Annotated in this window: 3 protein-coding genes and 2 pseudogenes; 1 reads left to right on the forward strand and 4 read right to left on the reverse strand. The window is 68.4% G+C overall.

From position 1 onward, the window contains the following. The 4 genes and pseudogenes from ACFVST_RS29225 to ACFVST_RS29240 form a co-directional block, all read right to left on the reverse strand. Positions 1-219: pseudogene (locus ACFVST_RS29225) on the reverse strand (serine/threonine protein kinase); the annotation flags it as partial. 52 nt (positions 220-271) lie between these two features. Next, positions 272-624, reverse strand: a pseudogene (locus tag ACFVST_RS29230) (hypothetical protein). Between the two features lie 209 nt (positions 625-833). Then, the gene (locus ACFVST_RS29235) at positions 834-1,505 is read right to left on the reverse strand and encodes a DUF4232 domain-containing protein (RefSeq protein ID WP_390156616.1); all 672 of its coding nucleotides are present in this window, start codon (positions 1,503-1,505) and stop codon (positions 834-836) included. A 306-nt stretch (positions 1,506-1,811) separates the two neighbouring features. Beyond that, positions 1,812-2,996, reverse strand: coding sequence for a hypothetical protein (locus ACFVST_RS29240; RefSeq protein WP_390156617.1), 1,185 nt, complete (start codon positions 2,994-2,996; stop codon positions 1,812-1,814). Positions 2,997-3,138: 142 nt separating this feature from the next. Here ACFVST_RS29240 and ACFVST_RS29245 point away from each other — a divergent pair. Further along, positions 3,139-3,325 (forward strand): hypothetical protein (locus tag ACFVST_RS29245; protein ID WP_390156618.1); only part of this gene is annotated, 187 nt, incomplete at its 3' end.

Below are 3,325 nucleotides of genomic sequence, written 5' to 3' on the forward strand. Positions count from 1 at the left end.
CGACACCGCCTCACGCAACACCCGCTGCCGCAACATCTCCGCCGCATCAGGCCGCTGACGCAACAACTCCGGGTCAGGCGGCCGCACTTCCTTCAACGCCACCTCACGACGCAGAACCAGATCCCGCGCCCGCCACACCAACCCCATCCCACCACCACCGAGCCGCTCCAGCAACTCGAATCTTCCATCGACCACATGGCCCTCAGCCCCCATCACCATGGGAGAACACTAAGGGCTGTTTCGCAAAAGATCCTTTGGCAGTGGTGGTGTACTACCCCATGACCTCTCGGGCCGCGTCGAGAAACGCCAGCCGGTTGTCCTCAAGGTAGTCCCGCACACTCTCGCCGCCGGGCAAGCCTTCCCACACGGCCCGGTTGAGGTCGAGGGAGTACGCCCGCCTGAAGGCGGCGCGTTCGGCCTCGGCCCCCAACCCGATGAACCGCTCCAGCAGCGCCAGACGTTCCCCGCGCCGGGCCCCGACACGGTGATCCCCTGCCGTCGCTGTTCAGCGCGTTCCGCCGAGAGTTGAGTCGCGTGTTGAACGAGGTAGGACAACAAGCCGCCGAGGACAACGCCGCCCAGCGATATCAGTGACACCCAGACCTGACCTGACATGGCGGTCATCGTGCCATGCCGTCGACCTTTGAGACGATCTCGCTGTGGCTGGTGTGATCACGGCGTCGGAGGCGTCCTGGACAGCCCGTTCGGCGTGGTAGCTGTCCGGTGCGAAGGCCGCCGTCGACAGAACCACGCGGGCTGGAAGATACTGCGCGACTGCCGTCCGAAAGGTGACGGTGTCCAACACGCCATGCTCGGCATCGCCCGCCTCACCGTCAGTTGAAGGGAACGGCGTCCGACGGGTCGGTGTGCCAGTTGGTGACGATGGGCTTGTCGACGGTGATGGTGCCGACCCGCAGGGAGACCGGGTTGGGGTCGTCGTCACCCACGGCGACGATGATGCTGTCCAGTTCCTTGCCGCCGTTCTCCTTGGTGGTCTTCGGGTTCACCCCGGCGTAGACGCTGACGCCCTGGCTCAGCTTGATCTGCGGCCCGGCGCTCTGCTCGGCGGGACCCGCCTGGGTGCCGTCGGATCCGAATGCCACGGTCGGCAGCCCTGCGGGCAGGTAGCAGGTGATTCCGGGCTTGGCCTTGGCGGTGATCAGGATGTAACCACCGGCCTGGGACTCGGACTTGGTGCTCCAGGAGATGTCATTGGCACCACAGCTCTGCCCGACCGACTGCCGCCCACCCTTGCCGGAGCCGGAGCTGGCACTGGCGCTCGGGGCGGAACCGGCCGCGGCCTCGGTCTCCTTGCCCGCCGCGTCGGAGTCGTTGCCGCTGTCGGAGTTGGACGAACCGGAAGAGCTGGACGAGTTGGTAGGCTTGCTGTCCGGAGTGGTGGACGAGGACCCCTGCGCGTCCGAGTCCTGGCACGCCGTCATCAGCATGGTGCCGCCGACGAGGGCGACGGAGACAAGAAGGGCCTTACGACGGCTGCCGGACATGAAATCCCCCTGTGTTACGGGTAGTTGAGGCCGAAGTGGTCGACCCGGCCTCTCGGTGCTTTCTTGATCACTATGAGGGCTCCGGGATCCGGCAGGCTCCCGCTGTCTTCGTTCCAGGACATCGCTGTCGCAGTCCGGTGACGCGACACCACCGAGGTCACACGACCCGCCGGACCGGTATGAGCACGCCGAGAGCCCGGCCACCGATGGCATTCCCCCAGGACATGCCATGCAGTGGCCGAGCTCTGAACTCCGGCGGTCTCGCCGGCTCACCCGAGTCCGGGAGCCAGCCGTCCGTGAACTCCGCTACGGGGTCATGGCCAACCGGACGATGCGGGTCGGCATCCCGCCGAGGTCGACCCGGCGTACGACCTTGCCGCTGTCGAGATCGACGGTGAGCAGACGGCCGCTGCGCGGCAGCGACACATGGACCGTGCCGTTGCCGGTGGCGAGGTCGGGCATCTCGGCCTTGTCCGTGTGCTCGTGGTAGTCGAGCGGGTACGGCCGATCCACCCGGACCTCCCGCCGCAGCGCGCCCGTACGTCCGTCGCGGATCTGCAACCAGCCCTGGTGGGTGAGCACCAGCAACCGCTTCCCGCCCTGGGTCACCGTGGTACGGAGCTGGGTGCGGCGCTCGCCCTTGACCGCGAGGTCGAACGTCTCGATGGTCGGTTGCCGGCCGGAGGTGTCGATGCGCTGGATACTCGTCTGCGCCCCCTCCGTCGTCCCCCAGCGGATGCCGTCCGGACCGGTCTGGAAGTTGGCGGCGCGCACCTTGGCCGGGTACGGCGTCTTGGTGCTGGTGTGGTCGGCGAGGTCCACACTGAGCAGCCCGTCGGCGCAGCCGAAGATCGCCCGCCGGCCGGTGGCGTCAGTGGTGCCGCCGTGCAGGACGGGACAACCGCCCACCCATGCCGTCTGCCGGCCGTTCGCCGGGTCGAGCAACTCCACGCCGCCGCGCCCGAGATGGCCGGCGGCGAGCACCGGTTCGCCCTGTCCGTCGCGGCCGGTCACAAAGGCGTAGTGTCCCGGCCCGGCCAGCTTCAGCGTCTTGCTGTCGCTGTCGCCGAGCCCCGAGAGCCCGGTCGGGTTGACGAAGGTGATCGAGCCCGCGCCTTCCTCGGAGACGCCGATCCGCCCGCCGAGCTCGGGTATCCGCCCGTTGCTCACCCCACCCGGGGACCGGGCGATCCAGGTACGGGCCACAAAGGCACGGCGCGCGTCCCCGGTCTTCTCGTCGTAGCCGGTGTCGATGAAGGTGACATGGTCGCGGTCGGTGTTGCGGCCGCGCATCGCCACCGCCGTCCGTCCGTCTTCGCTGCGCGCCAGGCTGAGGGGCGCGGGCGGGGTCGAGATCCTGTCCCCCACCGCACCGTCGTCGATCACCACGACATCGCCCGTCTCGGAGTCCGAGACCAGCAACCGCTCCTTCACCTGCTTCACCTCCGGCACCCGAGGCTCGTCCTCGTGCGCCGACACCGTCGCAGCCACCGCCAGCACGCTTGTTCCGGCCGCAGCAGCAGCCAGCCAACGTCTCATCACGCCAAGCCCCCACACATAAACGACAATGGTTTTCATCACCATAGCGGTAGGGAGGCACCACGTCGACGCAGGCCAGCGTCCGACGCCCCGTATGACGCCCGGCGACTTCGCCAACTACGGCCGTACGCCCGGCCGTTCACACTCCGGCACGGCCGTGCACTTCTTTTCGGCCAACGCGGCTTCCGCCAAGAAACAGCCGCCGCGGCCGGGATCGGGTGCTTCAGCCAGCGCGGCGCGGGCGGCAACCCACCACCGCGCCGGACGAATTGGCGAGGGGC

The sequence above is a fragment of the Streptomyces sp. NPDC058045 genome (assembly GCF_042885635.1).
In the GTDB taxonomy this organism is placed as follows: domain Bacteria; phylum Actinomycetota; class Actinomycetes; order Streptomycetales; family Streptomycetaceae; genus Streptomyces.